We start from the raw sequence: 13,838 nt of genomic DNA, 5'->3' as shown, positions 1-13,838 counted from the left end.
TCTATCGCCCCATAAACTTGGCGGCGCGCTTTTCCTTAAATGCGCGCATGCCTTCCTTTGCGTCCTCTGACGCAAACACTGGCCCCGCCAGCTTATCGGACGACAGCATTGCCTCTTCTTCGGAAACATCGGCCTGCAGTTGGCGCAGCGATTTCATAATCGCTTTCAACGCGATCGGTCCCGTCTTACCGATCTCCTCCGCCAACTTCTTCGCTTCTGCAAGCGCCTGGCCGTTAGGCACCAGTCGGTTGATCAGCCCCCACTCAAGGGCCTCTGTGGCGGTCACGTGGCGCCCGGTAATCAGTATTTCAGCGGCCAGGCAATACGGTATTTGTCGTGGCAAGCGGATACTTGCACCGGCCATTGGATACAACCCTCGGGCGACTTCGGTAACACCATAGGTCGAGCCTTCAGCGCCAAAACGAATATCGGTACCCGCCAAAATTTCTGTCCCACCGGCCAATGCATAACCTTCAACCGCCAGAATAATGGGCTTATTCGGCCGGTTGTCACGCAGCAGGGCTTGCCAATGCATGTTGGGCACAAGGCGCTGGGTTTCCTCTATTTCCGCTGTGCGACCCGGCGTATCATCGGGGCCGGCCTTTAGATCCATACCCGCGCAAAAGGTGTTTCCGTTTGCCGTGAGAATCGCGCACATTAGCTGGTCATCCTCGTCGAGGCGACGCCAGGCGCGATACAAGCCATGAAGCATTCCCAAACTAAATGCGTTCTTCGCTTCCGGCCGGTTAAGGGTAACGATCAATGTGCTACCTTCTTTTTCGATAACGCAGTTATCGGTGCTGATATCCAATTCTTCTACCACAGTACTCTCCGAACTCTCTGTACTCAGGCTCTTTCCGAGCCAACAATCCACATGGAATAAAACTGAGCGCCGCCACCGTAGGCGTGGCCCAATGCGGTTTTTGCGCCATCGACCTGATAGGCGCCTGCCGTTCCGCGCACCTGCTGGGCTGCCTCTGCAAACCGAATCATTCCCGACGCACCGATGGGGTTCGACGACAGCACTCCCCCTGAGGGATTCCACGGAATGTCGCCGTTTTCGATGGCCGATGTCGCGCCACTCATGGTCAACTCCCAGCCTTTGTTCTGGTCTGCGAAGCCGAGGTTTTCAAGCCACATAGGCTCGTACCACGAGAAGGGAACATACACTTCGGCGCAATCCAGCTCTCGGCGTGGGTTGCTGATACCTGCCTGTGCATACACATCTTTGGCACAATCACGCCCTGACCGGGTATCCACGTTTTCGCGGCCCGCGAAAATTGCCGGCTCGCTGCGCATGCCGGTGCCGCGAATCCACGCCGGCTTTCCGGGCGACTCGTCAACCAAGGCCTCGCTAGATATCACCATCGCGCAGGCACCATCTGAAGATGGGCAGCTCTCCAGAAAGCGCAGCGGCTCCCACAGCAACGGGCTCGCTTTCACTTCTTCTGTTGTGATGTTGGGTAATTGCAAGTGTGCCAGCGGATTGCGCGCGCCATTCAGGCGGTCTTTCACGGCAACGTGGACACCTACGTCGTCAGGTGCGCCGGAACGGCGAATATACTCGCGCATGATCGGCGCGAAATAACCGCCAGCACCGGCATTTAGGTGCAGAGAAAACGGCTGAGGGTTTGACAGCGCCCACATCGCATTCGACTCCGACTGCTTTTCGTAGGCAACCGTCAATACCCGATCAAAGACACCACTTTGCACATAAGACGCTGCGACAATGGCCGTTGATCCGCCAACAGAGCCGGCGGTATGTACCCGCAACATCGGCTTGCCATTGCAACCCAGCGCATCAGTCAGATACAGCTCCGGCATGGTCATGCCTTCGAACATATCAGGGGCTTTGCCAATAATTACGGCATCAATGTCGCCCCACTCTAAGCCTGCATCGTCAAGGGCCCGCCGCGCAGCCTCTCTTACCAAACCGGCAATGGATACATCGCCACGCGTCGCCTGATATTTGGTTTGCCCTACGCCCACCACAGCCGCCCAATTCGCCATTACGCCCCCTCCAACACGACAACCATGTTTTGTTGTAAGCACGGCCCAGAGGTGGCATGCGCGAGCCCTCGTCGAGCCTCACCACGAATGATGCGCATGGCAACTTCACCAATGCGGCTTAGGCCTGCGGCCATCATTGGGTTACCGGCTAACACGCCGCCCGAGGGGTTAACAGTGGTGTTTGAATCGAGACCCAAAGCGCGCTGCAATAAAATATGCTGATGACTAAAAGGCGCACAAATTTCCGCGATATCAATCGGCCCCTCGCAGGCCCCGGCCTTCTTGGCGGCGATTTCTGTTGATACCGAACGGGTCAAATCACGGGCACCGATATTGTGGGTCTCAATTCGATGATCGATGCCACGAATAAGCGCATAGGGCCTGCCCCATTCTTTTGCCTTTTCAACGGTACAAATGATCACCGCGGAAGCACCGTCCGATACCGGGCAGCAGTCGTGCCGACGCAGGGGCGCAACAAACTCGGGCTCATCAAGCAATGTTTCGACTGCCACATCACCCGCCAACTGTGCATACGCATTACTTTTGGCTCGCTGACGGGAATCGGCGACCACGCGTGCCATATCCGCTTCGGTCGCATCGCCCTTATCCAACATGGCCCGCGCCTGCAAAGCGGCCAGGCTTACTGAGTCCGGCCAAAGTGGCTGGAGGTAATAGGGGTCGAGCTGAAGGCTCAGGACTGAGGGCAAGTCACCCTGGGACGATTTGCTAAAACCGTAGAGCAGCGCCGACGATACTTCACCAGTCTGAATTTTCAGCCAGGCTTCATAGAGTGCCCAGGCACCATCCATTTCAACGTGCGATTCTTTTATGGGCGGCACCGCGCCCAATGCATCGAGCCCCGAGACAAAAGCGAAGGCAGCGCCCTGCAAATAGTCACAGCTCCCCGAGCAGGTAAAACCCACATCCTGAACACTGTCTAACCCGGCTTGATCGAGCGCCTCTCGAATAACAGGAGCGATCAACTCCACTTCATTGCAGCTGCCAGCATCCCGGCGAATGGCACTTTGGGCGAAGGCAACGACGGCGACCTCGCGCTTACTATTGGCTACCATCAGTCCAACCTTCCTATCGATTCCCGCGGAATATCGGGCTCGTCAATGGGCGCGTAATACTGAATATTTTCCATGGAGTAACTCCATTGCGAGCGATCACGCCACCGCGCCTCGATGCGCATACCAATGCGTACATCATTGATATCGCAGTCGCTGACAAGGTGAATAAAGGAAACGTTCGCACCATCAGGCACAATGTTTGCGACAACAAAGGGAGGTTTGATCGGGTTTCCCGGTAGTGGAATATGCACCACGGTGAACGACTCAATTGTCGCCTTATTAGATAACTCGACGTCTTCCGCCATTGGCACACCGCATGCCGCACACAGGCCTCGAGGAGGAACGTAGACATTGCGGCACGACGGGCAACGCTGCCCCACCAACCGACCTTTTTTAATTTCTTTCAGAAAACGGCTGGCCGCATGCCCCGCTGTGAAGTTGTAATCGAGGTAAATCGGCTCTTCAACGCAGGTAACAGGAGGCAGTGTGGCAGTATCGTCTAGCTTGGCAGTCATTGGGCAAGCCTCACGCTGGTTCGAAAAAAGCTATATCGGAAATATGTCCGCGCGGCTCTGCCGCCCAGCGCGCTTTTACCCGCATTCCAGTTCTTACTGCCGACGCATCAAGCGCTGAGAGCATATGCAACATGGGAACATCCGCTCCATCTAACTGGACTTGAATCCATGCAAAAGGCCTTTGCAGAAGGTGCTTCTTACGCGGCTCGCTTACCCAGCACCAACTTTTGACAACGCCGGTTTCCGCCACCTCGACAAACTCATTCAACGCTTCAGCAGTGATAGGGTCATACTCCATAGGCGGTACAATGACCCGACCATCGCTCCCCTTAATACCCACGATTTTTTTACCGCGCAAAGCGCTAAAGAAATGCCCCACCACGGGCCCTGTTGAGCGGGTATAGGTATAGCCCAGCGTAAACGCTTGACTTAAGATGTCCGGCTCCGACGCCATAGCATCCCCCCTTTTTGGAAATCAGCGCTTACGGAAAATCTATTGTGATTGGGGGGTAAAAACAGATAAATGGCATATGGCGCCGTTTAATCTTGACCAAAGCTGGCAAGAATACGTCGACGCACTGAATAGCAGTGCTTTATATCTACGAGTTGAGGCCGCTACTGTATCGGCGTAGGAAATTGAGTAACGTTGTATTGCACAACGTAAAATAGCAGTGGAATCAGGCCGGTGCGCATTCCGTCTTTATTAGCACAAACACACCGACGAAGACCGAACAGCAAAAGTATAAAGAGGGGAGAAAGGGCAAACCAAGTTTAATTGGCCTTCCACTCGTTTGCAGAACGCCAATCATTTCACTCGCTAAAACTACGAGGTTTCAAGCTTTATAAGGGCGCTGCTTGGAGCGCGACACCAGCCAGTCAGCCGCAGGCGCCCATACGCTTTCCAGTGCACTTTTTCCAAGGATTACCCCCATGTGTCCTCCCGGGGCGATGTGGAATGCTTTATCATGATTCCCCACATCCACACCGACTACGTCCATGATTTTTTCGGCGATGGGCGGCTTCACTAACACATCTCCCGCACCGGCGAAGGCGAGCAGCGAACTTTGAATATTCCCCAGTTCAGCCACCCGCTCACCAACAACAATGCGGCCACTTGCCAAGTCATTATCCACAGCGACTTTAATGGCAAAGTCTCTCAGCATGCCTGCTGGATACATAAGCATATTGTTCAGATAATTTGCGGTGGTCGAGTGCGCAACCACAAACTCGCGGTCCCATGAGCGCATCAACAAATCCCAATAGGTTGTGACGCTTCCAATCGGGTCGGTGAGCTTAAAGATGACTGTCGTCGCCCAAGCGGGCAATTGAAGCTTGCTGGGGTCGAGGTTTTCGAGGCGAAAATCAGAGTAGCGCCGAACGATTTGCGCCGGCGCATTGATGGCCTGTGCGGCCCCCGCCACAATTCCACCACCGCGCAAATTTATCGGACTGGCAACGGTAATTAAGTTCCGAATTCTGGGGTCTTGCTGCAATCCAAGGTGGATCAATGACAACAACCCACCCATGCACCACCCCATTAACGATAAATCCGTTTTACCCGAGTGTTTTCGAACTTCGTCCAGTGCGGTAGTAAACATCTCGTCCGCGTAGTCAAACAAGCCCAGGTGGGCATGGCGACGCTGAGGTTCCCCCCAATCGATCAGGTAGGTTTTAAAACCGCGCGCCGCCAGATATCTCACTAACGAGCGCTGCGGCAGCAGGTCAAATGTCTCTACGGTGACGCCCAAAGGCGGCACCAACACCAGGGGAACACTGTGCTGACGGCGACGCACCGGCATCCGGCTGCCATCTTCCAACTCGATCTCGTCTTCATCGACGAGGGAATAGTAACGCACCTTCATTAGATCCCCCGCGTAAACCGTTTCATACTCGGTCAACCCGGACTTCACCAATTGCTTGGGGCGCAATACCCAGTCATAAGTATTCACGGCAGCCTGCACCGCCCGCTGATTCATCAGCAACGCCTGGCTACGCAGTTCCGCTAATAGTGGCCGTTTGTTTTTCGACGTTTTGGGCTTAGACATGAACACTCTCTCCTGAGGGAAGAGGAATTTTACCAGCGAGGATAACGCGGTAGTGCACAAAGCTCGTGAGTATTTAACACGTTTTACGCACCCTGTGCTGCGTGTTTAATAGGGCTGGGGCCCTTTACCCGCGCAGGCACTCCAGACAACAGCGTCAAGACCCAACACTATTTCAGAAGGCAAAAAAAAGCCCCGGCGGATTCCCGCAGGGGCTTTCGAAAAGAGCTAGCCAGCGGTGTTATTTCGCTGCTTTTTTCTCTTTCTCTTTGGCAATAACTTCTTCAGCTACGTTAGCTGGGCAAGCCGAGTAGTGCGAGAACTCCATAGAGAACTGGCCACGACCTGAGGTCATTGTACGCAGCGTGCTGATGTAGCCAAACATTTCAGACAGAGGCACATCGGCTTTAACGCGAACACCTGTTACACCCGCTTCCTGACCAGAAATCATGCCGCGACGACGGTTAAGGTCACCGATTACGTCACCGACATTGTCTTCAGGGCTGAACACGTCAACTTTCATTACCGGCTCAAGCAGCTGTGCGCCCGCTTTCGGCATAGACTGACGGAAAGCGCCTTTCGCCGCGATTTCGAAGGCCACTGCCGAGGAGTCAACCGCGTGGTAGGCACCGTCGTGAACGTTAATGGCAACATCCAACACGGGGAAGCCAGCCAGTGGGCCGTTGTCCATCATCGACTTGAAGCCCTTCTCAATTGCTGGGAAGAATTCCTTAGGTACGTTACCGCCCACAACCGAGGTGCTGAAGGTGAAGCCAGAGTTAGGCTCGCCAGGCTCCATGGTGTAGTCGATCTTACCAAACTGACCAGAACCACCAGACTGCTTCTTGTGAGTGTAGCTGTCTTCGATCTTCTGAGTGATGGTCTCGCGGTAGGCTACCTGAGGCTGACCCACTTCCAGTTCAACACCGTAGGTGCGCTTGAGGATGTCGACTTTGATGTCGAGGTGCAGCTCACCCATACCTTTAAGGATGGTCTCACCAGAATCTTCGTCTGTCTCAACGCGGAATGAGGGGTCTTCTGCAACCATCTTACCGATAGCAATACCCATTTTCTCAGTTGAACCCTTATCTTTCGGGGTTACCGAGATAGAGATAACAGGCTCTGGGAATACCATCGCTTCCAGTGTACATGGATGGTCAACATCACACAGTGTGTGACCAGTCTGTACGTTCTTCATGCCCACGATAGCGATAATGTCACCCGCTTGAGCGCTGCTCAGCTCGTTGCGCTCGTCGGCCTGCATTTCACACATACGACCGATACGCTCAGTCTTACCGGTGAATGAGTTAAGAATGGTGTCGCCTTTGTTCAGCTTACCGGAGTAGATACGCACGAAGGTCAGGGCGCCAAAACGGTCGTCCATGATTTTAAATGCCAGCGCGCGCAGTGGCTCATCGGCAGAAACAATGGCGTACTCACCAGTAGGCTCACCTTCTTCATCAGTCAACGGCTGCGGGTTAACCTCGGTGGGGCTTGGCAGGTAGTCAACAACGGCGTCCAGCAGCAGCTGCATACCTTTGTTCTTGAAGGCCGAACCACAGTAGGTGGGGAAGAAAGCCAGTTCCAGCGTACCTTTACGGATACAGCGCTTGATGTCATCGATAGAGGGCTCTTCGCCTTCCATGTAGGCCATCATCAAGTCGTCGTCCATTTCCACAGCTGTTTCGATCAGCTGCTCGCGATACATGGCAACGTCTTCTTCCATGTCCGCAGGAACGTCGGTCACTTCGTAGTTCTCTGGCTGGCCAGAGTCATCCCAAACGTAGGCTTTGTTGCTCAGCAGGTCGACAACGCCGGTAAACTCATCTTCACGGCCAATAGGCAGCGTCATGATCAACGGGTTGGCGCCGAGCACGTTTTTCACTTGATCGGTCACACGCAGGAAATCCGCACCAACGCGGTCCAGCTTGTTCACGAAGATCAGGCGAGATACTTTTGATTCGTTGGCATAGCGCCAGTTGGTTTCAGACTGGGGCTCAACACCACCAGAACCACAGAATACGCCGATACCGCCGTCGAGAACTTTCAATGAACGGTAAACTTCTACGGTGAAGTCAACGTGTCCCGGGGTGTCAATAACGTTCAGTCGATGGCCATTCCACTCACAGGTAACAGCCGCTGACTGAATGGTAATACCACGCTCAGCTTCCTGCTCCATGAAGTCGGTCGTCGATTCACCCTCGTGAACCTCACCAAGCTTGTGAATTTTACCCGTGAGCTTGAGGATACGCTCAGTGGTGGTGGTTTTTCCGGCATCAACGTGGGCGAAAATACCGATGTTGCGGTACAAGGATAAGTCAGTCACGGCAGTCTCTGAATAAGCTGTGGTTGAAAATGGTTGGCTACGATACTGGAAGTGAGAAAAAATTTCTCTCTTATTTTGCGGAATTATGCTAAATCTGGTGGAATTTTTCCAAAACGACTGAAAAATCCTGCCAAGAACACGGCCTTAAGCGCCATATTCAAGAATACAAACTGCCTTCAGCCCCCCCCAATTTCGGGTGTTTCGCTTAAATGGGACGCCGGGAACGCTTGCAGAAAACTCTAAAAATTTCATTAAAATTCAAATAATTACAAACCAGAGACACCCACCTACCGTCATTTTTCGGCTTAGCAGCACGCCCTCAACCCCCAAAAGCAAGTTTTGCCACCGAAACTCCTCCTGTCGATAGTCATTCGCTATTAAGTCAGTAGAAAAAATCAACACGCGTCAGATCAATAAGTGAACTATGTTGAATAGGGCGAGGTTACTGGCGCCTGCCTGGGATGCACAATTGCCCCGACGCTGGAATCACGCTCGACATACCCATAATTTTCGCGCTAGCTAGGAGAATCCAATGCAAAAACAAAAATTTCCACCTCTAGCCGCAATAGCACTGAGCGCAGCAATCGCAACAACATTCGGCGCCAGCGCTTTCGCAGAGAATATGTTCAGCGGTAAAGCGAAACCCAACAGTTTCTGGTGGCCAAACCAAGTTGATCTATCGGCACTGCGTGACCACGATCGACAATCGAGCCCCTACTCAGAAGACTTTGACTACGCCGCCGCTTTCGAAAATGTTGACCTTGACCAACTGAAAGCAGATATCGAAGCAGCACTCACAACCTCGCAAGATTGGTGGCCCGCAGATTGGGGGCACTACGGCGGCCTGATGATTCGCATGGCCTGGCACAGTGCGGGCACCTACAGAATCCATGACGGGCGCGGTGGCGCAGACGGTGGTCAACAGCGCTTTGAGCCCCTAGGCAGTTGGCCAGATAACGCCAACCTCGACAAAGCGCGGCGCCTGCTATGGCCGGTAAAACAAAAGTACGGACGGAACGTCTCTTGGGCTGACCTAATGATTCTGGCGGGTAACGTGGCGCTTGAGTCGATGGGCTTTAAGACACTGGGCTTTGCCGGTGGACGCGAAGACGATTGGGAAGCTGACCTCGTTTACTGGGGGCCGGAAACAGAGATGCTTGGCAACGACAAGCGATTTAATAAAGAAGGGAAACTGGAGAAACCGCTCGCCGCCGTTCATATGGGACTCATTTACGTAAACCCAGAAGGGCGCAACGGCAATATGGACCCCAAAATGGCTGCGGAGGATATTCGGCAGTCGTTCTATCGCATGGCCATGAATGACGAGGAGATTGTCGCGCTAATCGCTGGCGGACACACCCTCGGAAAAATGCACGGTGGTAGCAAAGGCTCGTGCGTTGGCCCAGAGCCCGCGGCAGCACCGATAGAGCAGCAAGGACTGGGCTGGAAAAACAAATGTGGCAAAGGCCACTCCGAAGACACCATGACCAGTGGCCTAGAGGGCGCATGGACACAAACTCCCACTCGCTGGTCGATCCTCTATCTCGACAACCTGTTTCGCAATGAATGGAAAAAACACACTTCCCCCGGCGGCGGAGAAGTCTGGGTTCCGGTAAATGAAGCCCTTCACAAAAGCGTCCCAGATGCCCATGTAGAGGGCAAGCGTAACCCGCCAGTCATGCTCACTACCGACTTAGCATTGAAGGAAGATCCAGCGTTCCGAAAAATCGCAGAACGCTTCTGGAAAAACCCCAGCCAATTTGATGAGGCTTTCGCAAAAGCCTGGTTCAAACTCACTCACAGAGACCTGGGGCCAAAAACACGATATCTGGGCGACAACGTTCCCTCTGAGACATTCCTCTGGCAAGACCCTGTTCCAGCCGGCGAAAAAATAGGTAAACGGGAAGCCCGCAAACTAAAAGCCAAGATTCTCGACTCTGGGTTGACCGTCTCTGAGTTGGTTCGCACAGCTTGGGCCTCAGCCTCAACCTATCGCTACACCGATATGCGTGGAGGCTCCAACGGCGCCCGAGTGCGCCTAGCCCCGCAGAAAGACTGGCCCGTCAACAACCCCGACGAACTCGCAAAAGTGCTGGCTACTTTGCAGAAAATCAAAGAGGACAGCCGCAGCGATATTTCGATGGCCGACTTGATCGTACTTGGCGGTGCTGCCGCTATCGAAAAAGCCGCGAAGGACGCCGGGCACAAAGTTGATGTGCCCTTTGATTCAGGCCGTGGCGACGCCACTCAGAGCATGACCGACGTCCAGTCCTTCGCCGTACTTGAACCAAAGGCTGACGGCTTTCGCAACTACTACAGTGATGGGGCTTACTACAAACCCGCGGAGATGCTCATAGAAAAAGCAGACCTACTCGGTTTAACGGTGCCGGAGATGACCGCATTAATCGGCGGTATGCGCGTTCTCGATGCCAATGCAAATGGCTCGAAGCACGGCGTACTCACTGACCGGCCAGGACAGCTGAGCAATGACTTTTTCGTCAACCTCGTCGATATGTCAACGCAATGGAAAGCGAAGTCAGACAACCTTTACGAGGGTGCCAGCCGTGATACCGGCAAGGTAAAGTGGACGGCTACGACTGTAGATCTTGTCTTTGGGTCCAACTCAGAACTTCGCGCCATTGCTGAAGCCTATGCGGCGAAGGACGGCGATAAGCTCTTTATCAAAGACTTTGTAAACGCATGGCATAAAGTGATGAATGCCGGACGTTTTTAAGGCTGGGAACCTTATAGATACCTACGTTCATTCGAGCGTAGGTATCTGCTTAGGCGAGGATCACCCAACACTGTTGCTCTAATGCGCTAATTTAAGCGTTGCCACCCCGGCCACAATCAACGCGATTCCCACATAGCGCAACAGGCTGCTAGCGTCACCGAAAAAAAACACCCCCACCAGAAAGGTTCCCGCCGCGCCTATCCCGGTCCACACGGCATAGGAGGTGCCAATGGGTATCTGCTTCTGCGCCAACCACAGCAACATACCGCTAACGCCCATAAATACGACGGCAACAACTACCCCCAGGAGTCGCGTTTTATCCTCCTGCGCAAGTTTTAGGCCGACCGGCCAACCAATCTCAAACAAACCCGCTAACACCAGATAAACCCAAGCCACAACCACTCCTTATCGATCGTTCATTTACTGGGCGCACTTCTCCCCGCGGCCTCCTCCAGATGGAGGTGTTCAAGTCGCCACAGCCTGTTCATAGTAGAGGCTGATGGAAGTGTGCACCACCGATAACAATTCAAAAGCAACCCAACATCAGGAGAGAATATGTCTATCCCCGAGGCCATTCACCCCGAGGCCATCCACATCGGCGCCGACGAAATGCCTTTTATCGACATCGGCGACGGTAGTTTGTTGCGCGTATTGCAGGTTAAACGCGGCGAAGGATTATGGATTATCGAGAATGTCTTCAAGGCAGGCTACGAAGTAGAAACCCATAAGCACACCGGGCCAGTCTGGGGCTATACCACCTCTGGCGCCTGGAAGTATAAAGAGTACGACTACGTAAACCGGGCTGGGTCGTTTCTTTACGAGCCCGCAGGTTCTGTACACACCCTGCAGTGCATCGAGGACAACACCCGGGTTTGGTTCCAGATGTATGGCTCCAATATCAATCTGGATGCCGAGGGCAATATTACCTCTGTGGTCGACGGGCAAATGACCCTCGATTTTTACCTGGCCATGTGTGAGGCAGAGGGCTTACCCACCCCCAAGGTGCTGGTGGAATAGCTCAGGAGCCAATGATGAACATAGATGTATACAACCCTGACAACTATCTACAGGGTATTCCCCACGACCAGTTCCGGTGGCTGCGCGAGCATGCCCCCGTTTATTGGCACCCTCATCCCGGTGGCAGCGGCTACTGGGTCGTTAGCCGCCATGCTGACGTAATGGCTGTATCGCGGGACTTTAAAACATTTTCGGCAGAACAGGGCTTTGTGCTGGTTGACGACCTCCCTGAAAGCACCCTGGAAATGACCCGTAACCAGCTGCTCGGCATGGACCCGCCGCGCCACGCCAAACCCCGCCGTGCGGTGATTAGCCGTTTTACGTCAAGCCGCCTCAAAGCGCTAGAGCCACAAATTCGCGAGATTGCCCAAGACATTATGCGCTCCGCGCGCGAGCGTGAAGAGGTCGACTTCGTTGAAGACCTGGCCGGCGACTTGCCCACCGCGGTTATCTGCCAGCTGATGGATATTCCGCGAGACATGTGGACGCAAATTCGCCAGTGGTCAGACATGCAAACCTCGTCCTCGGACCCCGACCTCGGCGGCACTGAGGAGGAGGTTTTGCAAGCAAGCATTGAAATGGGCACCTACGGCTTTGAGCTTGCCTGTGAGCGCAAAGATAAAAATGGCGACGACTTAATATCACTGCTCATCAACCAGGAAATAGACGGCGAGCTTGTCAGTGAAGCAGAGTTTGCCAGCCTGTTCGTGCAAATTGCGGTTGCCGGTAACGAGACAACACGCGGCCTTATCAGCTCCGGCATGCATGAGCTGTTGCAGCGCCCGGCCCTGTACCGTGAACTGGAGGCAAGCCCCGACAAACTCGGCAACGCCGTCGAGGAAATGCTGCGCTGGACATGCCCGTTGCACTACTTCCGGCGCACCGCCACCTGCGACACAGAAATTGCGGGTACCGCGATCAAGGCTGGTGACAAAGTGGTTATGCTGTACAGCTCAGCCAACTTTGACGAGTCGGTCTTCGAACAAGCAATGACCTTCGACATACACCGCCAAAATAATCCCCACATGGCCTTTGGTCACGGCATACATTTATGCCTCGGTGCGAATTTAGCGCGTATGGAAGCGCGGATATTCTTTGAGGAATTCTTCAAGAACTTCTCAGCAGTTGAGGAAACGGCACCTCCGCGTTACATCCGCTCCAACTCCATCCACGCGTTTAAGTCGATGCCTGTGCGAATCACTTCGCGCTAAGCGCTCTGTCAACCCCAATGCCCCTGATTTCAGGGGCAATTTGCTCCACGTGAGTTCGACTACAGATTTTTAAATAAATATCAAGATAGAGTAATCCCCACTAACGCAGCCGCCTTCGCTCGGCTGAAATAATGCTATTCACCGCGATGTCATGGAGACCTTTACTATGCGGACAGGGAGATATTTGGCTATTTTCAGTGTATTCGCGCTCTCTAGCGCCTGCGCAATGAAACCCTACACCCCACCTACCGACGGCCCCCTAGCAACCGTTACATTTGACGGCCCATACATGCCAAACGCGCTACCGTTTTTAGAGAAGCGCATGAATGTTCAATTATTCGATGATTGCTACGGCGGCCAACCTAATGTCGACGGCGTACTTGGCCGCCTAATGGTAAAGGAAGATGAGTTCAACAACAGAGAGATCGCTATTCCCGCCAACGCGCCACTCTTCGTCTCCTTTGGAATAAATGATTTTTGCATGATAAACGTCGGGTTCACTCCAGTTGAAGGCGCGAAGTACAAAGGCATCTATGACACCGTTTTCGCAGGATGCCGCGGAGCGCTCATTCGGGTAGACAGCGAAAATGAACGCATCCCAGATCTGAAAAGTTACCGCCTAACCACCTTCGAAAGTGTAGTTGGCACAAAAGACGCATGGCGACACTGCAAAAAGTTCGAATCAGAATAAAGCTCGCCGCCACTGTCCACCATTAGCTTACTGCCGTGAAGCGCCGCAAGGCGCACCCTCATACCCAGCACCTCTCGACACACCCTTCGCATAAAAGTAACCTAGCCACTAAGGCGCTATAACTCATTAACGGTTAGTCGCGAAAAACTCGCGAGACAGCGTGTATATATCCAGCCTGAGCAAGCACATCCGTAAGGCTGTCATAACAAAAAGAAAGGG

Annotated in this window: 12 protein-coding genes; 4 read left to right on the top strand and 8 right to left on the bottom strand. The window is 53.6% G+C overall.

The window, feature by feature from the left end:
• Position 1: 1 nt before the first annotated feature.
• From B3K78_RS03390 to fusA, 7 genes are all read right to left on the bottom strand, one after another.
• Entirely contained in the window at positions 2 to 823 is an 822-nt protein-coding gene (locus tag B3K78_RS03390) for a crotonase/enoyl-CoA hydratase family protein (RefSeq protein WP_286694286.1), read from the bottom strand.
• A 23-nt stretch (positions 824 to 846) separates the two neighbouring features.
• On the bottom strand, positions 847 to 2,010 hold the full coding sequence (locus B3K78_RS03385; protein WP_286694285.1) for a thiolase family protein: 1,164 nt from the start codon (positions 2,008 to 2,010) through the stop codon (positions 847 to 849).
• Positions 2,010 to 3,083 (bottom strand): thiolase family protein, encoded by a 1,074-nt coding sequence (locus tag B3K78_RS03380; RefSeq protein WP_286694284.1) that lies wholly within the window; start codon positions 3,081 to 3,083, stop codon positions 2,010 to 2,012. The genes B3K78_RS03385 and B3K78_RS03380 overlap by 1 nt, the downstream gene beginning before the upstream one ends.
• Positions 3,083 to 3,598, bottom strand: a complete 516-nt coding sequence (locus B3K78_RS03375) for a Zn-ribbon domain-containing OB-fold protein (RefSeq protein ID WP_286694283.1) — start codon at positions 3,596 to 3,598, stop codon at positions 3,083 to 3,085. The genes B3K78_RS03380 and B3K78_RS03375 overlap by 1 nt, the downstream gene beginning before the upstream one ends.
• A 10-nt stretch (positions 3,599 to 3,608) precedes the next feature.
• Complete coding sequence (locus B3K78_RS03370) at positions 3,609 to 4,052, bottom strand: Zn-ribbon domain-containing OB-fold protein (RefSeq protein WP_286694282.1); 444 nt, start codon at positions 4,050 to 4,052, stop codon at positions 3,609 to 3,611.
• A gap of 379 nt (positions 4,053 to 4,431) precedes the next feature.
• Positions 4,432 to 5,643: an alpha/beta fold hydrolase gene (locus tag B3K78_RS03365; protein WP_286694281.1), complete on the bottom strand. Its 1,212-nt coding sequence runs from the start codon at positions 5,641 to 5,643 to the stop codon at positions 4,432 to 4,434.
• Positions 5,644 to 5,881: 238 nt separating this feature from the next.
• On the bottom strand, positions 5,882 to 7,966 hold the full coding sequence (fusA, locus tag B3K78_RS03360; protein WP_286694280.1) for an elongation factor G: 2,085 nt from the start codon (positions 7,964 to 7,966) through the stop codon (positions 5,882 to 5,884).
• Between the two features lie 532 nt (positions 7,967 to 8,498).
• On the opposite strand from fusA, the gene katG reads away from it, so the two are divergent.
• On the top strand, positions 8,499 to 10,700 hold the full coding sequence (gene katG, locus B3K78_RS03355; RefSeq protein WP_414711280.1) for a catalase/peroxidase HPI: 2,202 nt from the start codon (positions 8,499 to 8,501) through the stop codon (positions 10,698 to 10,700).
• 78 nt (positions 10,701 to 10,778) lie between these two features.
• Here the strand turns inward: katG and B3K78_RS03350 are convergent, their stop codons facing one another.
• Positions 10,779 to 11,096 carry a DMT family transporter gene (locus B3K78_RS03350; RefSeq protein WP_204995089.1) on the bottom strand — a complete coding sequence of 106 codons (318 nt, stop codon included), beginning with the start codon at positions 11,094 to 11,096 and terminating at the stop codon, positions 10,779 to 10,781.
• 159 nt (positions 11,097 to 11,255) lie between these two features.
• On the opposite strand from B3K78_RS03350, the gene B3K78_RS03345 reads away from it, so the two are divergent.
• The 3 genes from B3K78_RS03345 to B3K78_RS03335 all read left to right on the top strand — a co-directional run bounded on the left by B3K78_RS03345 (position 11,256) and on the right by B3K78_RS03335 (position 13,619).
• A complete protein-coding gene (locus B3K78_RS03345; RefSeq protein WP_286694279.1) occupies positions 11,256 to 11,717 on the top strand; it encodes a 2,4'-dihydroxyacetophenone dioxygenase family protein in 462 nt (153 codons plus the stop codon).
• Between the two features lie 14 nt (positions 11,718 to 11,731).
• Positions 11,732 to 12,928 (top strand): cytochrome P450, encoded by a 1,197-nt coding sequence (locus tag B3K78_RS03340; protein ID WP_286694278.1) that lies wholly within the window; start codon positions 11,732 to 11,734, stop codon positions 12,926 to 12,928.
• A gap of 322 nt (positions 12,929 to 13,250) precedes the next feature.
• On the top strand, positions 13,251 to 13,619 hold the full coding sequence (locus B3K78_RS03335) for a hypothetical protein (RefSeq protein WP_286694277.1): 369 nt from the start codon (positions 13,251 to 13,253) through the stop codon (positions 13,617 to 13,619).
• Positions 13,620 to 13,838: the final 219 nt, after the last annotated feature.

The sequence above is a fragment of the Spongiibacter sp. UBA1325 genome, assembly GCF_002306875.1.
In the GTDB taxonomy this organism is placed as follows: domain Bacteria; phylum Pseudomonadota; class Gammaproteobacteria; order Pseudomonadales; family Spongiibacteraceae; genus Spongiibacter; species Spongiibacter marinus.
Note: the sequence above shows the minus strand (reverse complement) of the source record. Positions and strands in the feature narration are given on the sequence as shown.

Excerpts from the sequence above, each read along its gene's own strand:
- B3K78_RS03375 (WP_286694283.1), bottom strand. The coding sequence starts at position 3,598 with ATGACTGCCAAGCTAGACGATACTGCCACACTGCCTCCTGTTACCTGC.
- B3K78_RS03335 (WP_286694277.1), top strand. The coding sequence starts at position 13,251 with ATGAATGTTCAATTATTCGATGATTGCTACGGCGGCCAACCTAATGTC.
- katG (WP_414711280.1), top strand. The coding sequence starts at position 8,499 with ATGCAAAAACAAAAATTTCCACCTCTAGCCGCAATAGCACTGAGCGCA.
- B3K78_RS03370 (WP_286694282.1), bottom strand. The coding sequence starts at position 4,052 with ATGGCGTCGGAGCCGGACATCTTAAGTCAAGCGTTTACGCTGGGCTAT.
- B3K78_RS03380 (WP_286694284.1), bottom strand. The coding sequence starts at position 3,083 with ATGGTAGCCAATAGTAAGCGCGAGGTCGCCGTCGTTGCCTTCGCCCAA.
- B3K78_RS03385 (WP_286694285.1), bottom strand. The coding sequence starts at position 2,010 with ATGGCGAATTGGGCGGCTGTGGTGGGCGTAGGGCAAACCAAATATCAG.
- B3K78_RS03345 (WP_286694279.1), top strand. The coding sequence starts at position 11,256 with ATGTCTATCCCCGAGGCCATTCACCCCGAGGCCATCCACATCGGCGCC.
- B3K78_RS03340 (WP_286694278.1), top strand. The coding sequence starts at position 11,732 with ATGAACATAGATGTATACAACCCTGACAACTATCTACAGGGTATTCCC.
- B3K78_RS03365 (WP_286694281.1), bottom strand. The coding sequence starts at position 5,643 with ATGTCTAAGCCCAAAACGTCGAAAAACAAACGGCCACTATTAGCGGAA.